Annotated in this window: 3 protein-coding genes; all 3 read left to right on the top strand. The window is 32.2% G+C overall.

Going from position 1 to position 4,559, the window contains the following annotated elements:
• Positions 1 to 2,597 (top strand): hypothetical protein (locus WBN21_RS03880; protein WP_424197983.1); only part of this gene is annotated, 2,597 nt, incomplete at its 5' end.
• Positions 2,598 to 2,655: 58 nt separating this feature from the next.
• Complete coding sequence (locus WBN21_RS03875) at positions 2,656 to 3,048, top strand: hypothetical protein (RefSeq protein ID WP_424197982.1); 393 nt, start codon at positions 2,656 to 2,658, stop codon at positions 3,046 to 3,048.
• Between the two features lie 78 nt (positions 3,049 to 3,126).
• On the top strand, positions 3,127 to 4,559 hold a 1,433-nt coding region (locus WBN21_RS03870; RefSeq protein ID WP_424197981.1), incomplete at its 3' end, for an efflux RND transporter permease subunit.

The raw sequence follows: 4,559 nt of genomic DNA, 5'->3' as shown, positions 1-4,559 counted from the left end.
TTCAAGGTCCTAATGGTGAATTGTTTGTGCTTATTGTTTCGGGTAGCGAAACGGTATATGTAAATGGTATTCCTGTAAAACGTGGTGAAGACCAAGATTATATTATGGATTATAATGCAGGTGAAATAATTTTCAATTCTACATATCCCATTACCTCGGAAATGCGAATTACTGTTGACTATCAATTTAGCGATCGGAATTATTCAAGATTTGTTGCTTATGGTGGTGGGAATTATGAAAGTGAAACATTTAAAATTGGTGTGTCTGTTTATTCCGAAAATGATTCAAAAAACCAACCTTTACAACAAAATTTATCTGAAGAACAAGTTGGAATTCTAGCAAATGCTGGCGATGATAAAACACTCATGGTTGCACCTTCGGAAGTTCGAGAAGAGCTAAACGACAACCGAATTTTATATAAAAAAGAACTTTTTGGCAGCGTTGAAGGGTTTGTTTTTTCCAATAATCCTGACGATGAATTGTATCGCGTTACTTTCACTTTAGTTGGGGAAAATCAAGGTGATTATGTTTTGAGCAATATTAACGCTATTAATAACATTTATGAATATATCGGTATCAACCAAGGTAATTACGCGCCTATTGTTCAGTTAGTGGCACCAACAAAACTACAATTAGCAGTAGTAAATGGCAGTTATAAACCTTCAGAAAAAACCAATATTAGTTTTGAAGCTTCTGGAAGTAAAAATGATTTAAATACCTTTTCAAATGTAGGTGATGAAAATAATGATGGATTTGCTGGAAAATTAAACATTAATCAAGTGCTTGTAAAAAAAGATAGCCTTTGGAATTTGGATGCTTTTTTGGATAGCGATTATATCACTTCCAATTTCCGAAATATTCAAGGTTTGTACAATCCAGAATTTAATCGCGATTGGAATTTAGATCTAACTAACACCAATGGTATTGGGCTTAATTTAGGAAACCAAATTCTTTTAAATTCTGGATTTAGACTATTTCACCATGAAAAGGGAACTATAAATTATCAATTTGAACATTTAAATTTTTCTGATGGTTTTAATGGAAATCGCCATATAACGAATGCTAATTTGGTTTTAAATAAATTCAATATTTCATCTTTTTCTAGTTTTTTAAATGCCGATTCGAACACCAATAATTCAACATTTTTGAGGTCTTACAATCGCATTACTTACAGCATGAATAAAAGTTGGCTTGGAACACGATTAGCCATTGAGGATAATGAGCAAACTACCATTGCGACTCAGGAATTAAATCCGTTAAGTCAACGATTTAAATCTTATGAAGTATTTGTTGGCGTTGGCGACAGTACTAAAATTTTTACCGAAATTGGTTATAAAAACCGTGTTAATGATAGTATTCGAGATAATGAATTGCAAAAAGTAAATACCTCAAATACGTTTTATTTAGACTCTAGACTTATTCAAAACAAAAACACAAATCTGTCTTTATATGCGAATTACCGAACGCTTAAAAATACAGATGAAACTATTGAAGATGAAAACTCCATAAACTCTAGATTCCAATTCAATCAAAAACTTTTTAAGCAAATTATTCAATGGAATACTATTTTTGAAACCAATTCTGGAACCTTACCGCAACAAGATTTTACCTATGTTGAAGTTGAAGCTGGACAAGGCACTTATACTTGGAATGATTATAATGAAAATGGGATTCAGGAACTTGAAGAATTTGAAATTGCCCAATTCCAAGACCAAGGGAGATACATTCGCGTGCTTTTACCAAATCGTGTGTTTATAAAAACACATCAAAATAGGTTGAGTCAAACCCTTACCGTAAACCCGGCACAATGGTCGGTTTCTGAAAACACATCTGAAAAATTTTGGTCGCATTTCTACAATCAAACTAGTTATTTAATTGATAGGAAGATTAAACGAGAAAGCAATAATTTCAATTTAAATCCTTTTAACAATAACGAAAACGACCAACTTGGGCTACAATTAAATTTTAGGAACGTATTGTTTTTTAATAGAGGAAAACAGCGTTATACAACGTCCTATACTTTTTTAGATAACACCACTAGAAGTGTACTCTCAGTTGGGTTTATTGAGAATAGCTTGAAAAGTCATCAGCTTAATTTTAATCATAAAATATCAGGGAATTGGTTGATTAATATGCTTTCCTCCTTTGATAACAATGAAAGTATCAGCGAAAATTTTGCCAGTAAAAACTATAATTTTGATGAGACTAGCTTCAATCCGAAGCTTTCTTATTTATTTAACGACAACTCGAGTTTTGATATTTTTTACCAACATTCTAGTAAAAACAATAAAATTGGCGATTTGGAAGCTTTAAAACAGCAAAAATATGGCATGTCTTTCTCATTGGCAAGCAGTCAACAAAGTGCTATAAACGGCGAATTTAATTTCTTCTCAAACGATTATAACGGAAACCCAAATACACCTGTGGCATATCAAATTCTAGAAGGTTTGCAACCAGGAAAAAACTTTACTTGGACACTTTTAGCACAAAAAAAACTAACCAAATTTTTAGATTTAAACTTAAGTTATTTCGGCAGAAAAACTGAAACTAGCAAAACCATTCACTCGGGTTCTATTCAGTTAAAAGCTTATTTTTAATTACTTATGTAACATAATGCACACCTTGATGTATATTTTTTATTAGCTTTGCAATGGTATGAGTAAACTAGTAGTCATATTTTATTCTTGTTTGATTCTTATTCAAAGTTTCAACATCAACATTGAAGATATTTCAAAGTTCAATGCCTTATTGGAACACGCTAACTATCATAAAGAAATGTACGGTGATAATTTCATTCAGTTTTTATCTGAACATTATGGTGAGCAAATGGCATCCCATCAAAACAAACACAAGGAGCATGATGATTTACCATTTAAGGACAACCATCATATGTGCTCTCATATAAACACTACTTTTACTTTATTTGAGCCCGTTTCATATCCTGTATATTCTGAAACCTCCATGGATTTACAGGTTAACTTTTTTTATAAAGAATCCATCTCCTTATTTGAAAAACCATCCGTTTTTCAGCCACCCAAATTAGCATAATTTTTTTCGAAATTTATTTTTAAACTATTCAAATCAATGCTTTTGAATTGCATTATTAATTATTCATTAAAATGAATTATGCTTGAAAACATCATAAAATTTAGCTTAAAGAATAAGCTTATTATTCTACTTTTTACGGCTTTTATTATTGGCTTAGGGATTTTCTCCTTAACTCAAATTCCTATTGGTGCGGTACCTGATATTACTAACAACCAAGTGCAGGTAATAACAACATCAAGAAATTTATCCACTCAAGATATTGAACAATTTATTACCTATCCTGTTGAGCTGGAAATGGCTAATCTGCCAGGCGTTGAAGAAATTCGTTCCGTTTCAAAATTTGGATTATCCGTTGTTACTATTGTTTTTGAAGATAAACTAGGAACCTATCTTCCAAGACAATTGATAGCAGAAAAAATAAAATCGGCTTCCGAAAAAATTCCTGATGGTTTTGGTTCGCCAGAAATGGGACCAATAACAACGGGTTTAGGAGAAATTTACCAATATATTTTAGATGTTAAACCTGAATTTAAAAATAGGTATTCAGTAACCGAACTTCGAACCATTCAAGATTGGATTGTTAAACGTCAACTTTCAGGTATTCCGGGTGTTGTAGAAGTAAATACTTGGGGCGGTTTTTTAAAACAATATGAAGTTGCCATAAATCCACAAAAACTAAAAGCCATGAATATCAGTTATATTGATATTTTTAATGCTTTAGAAAAAAATAATAGCGTTGCAGGTGGCGGTTATATTGAAAAAACGAATAAAGCTTTTTTTATTCGTGGTGAAGGATTAGTAGGCTCTTTAAAAGACATTGAAAACATTGTTGTAAAAAACGATGGGCTACCAATTTACATAAAGGATGTTGCTAAAGTCGGTTTTGGAAGTGCCACTCGTTTTGGAGCCATAACAGGAAATGGCGAGGGCGAAAAAGTACTCGGACAAGTTATGATGCTTAAAGATGGTAACTCTAAACAAGTTATCGACGCTGTTAAGGAACGCGTAGCATCTATTCAAAGTTCCCTACCAGAAGGTGTTTACATAAATGGTTTTTTAGAACGTAGCGAGCTCATCGGGAAAACAACTTTTACGGTTGCCGAAAACTTAATATTAGGTTCGCTTATCGTCATTTTTGTGGTGGTTTTACTTTTAGGAAATATACGTTCTGGATTAGTTGTAGCTTCGGTTATTCCGTTAAGTTTACTATTTGCAATTTCGTTAATGAATATTTTTGGAATTGATGCCAATTTAATGAGTTTAGGAGCTATCGACTTTGGGATTATTATTGATGGAGCAGTTATAATTGTTGAATTTATAGCGTTTCAAATTACTGCTCAAAGTTCTAAAATAGCCACACTTTCAAAAGCTGAACAACAATCCAGCATAGATGCTATTACTCAAAAGAGCGCTTCAAAAATGATGAATTCGGCCATATTTGGCCAACTCATTATTCTCATTGTATTCATTCCTATTTTATCATTAAGTGGTGTTGAAGGAAAAATGTTTAA

It is taken from the genome of Algibacter sp. (assembly GCF_049667265.1).
Lineage (GTDB): Bacteria > Bacteroidota > Bacteroidia > Flavobacteriales > Flavobacteriaceae > Algibacter_B.
Note: the sequence above shows the minus strand (reverse complement) of the source record. Positions and strands in the feature narration are given on the sequence as shown.

What these genes read in the sequence shown, in the direction of transcription:
- WBN21_RS03875 (WP_424197982.1), top strand. Translation starts at nt 2,656, where the DNA reads ATGAGTAAACTAGTAGTCATATTTTATTCTTGTTTGATTCTTATTCAA.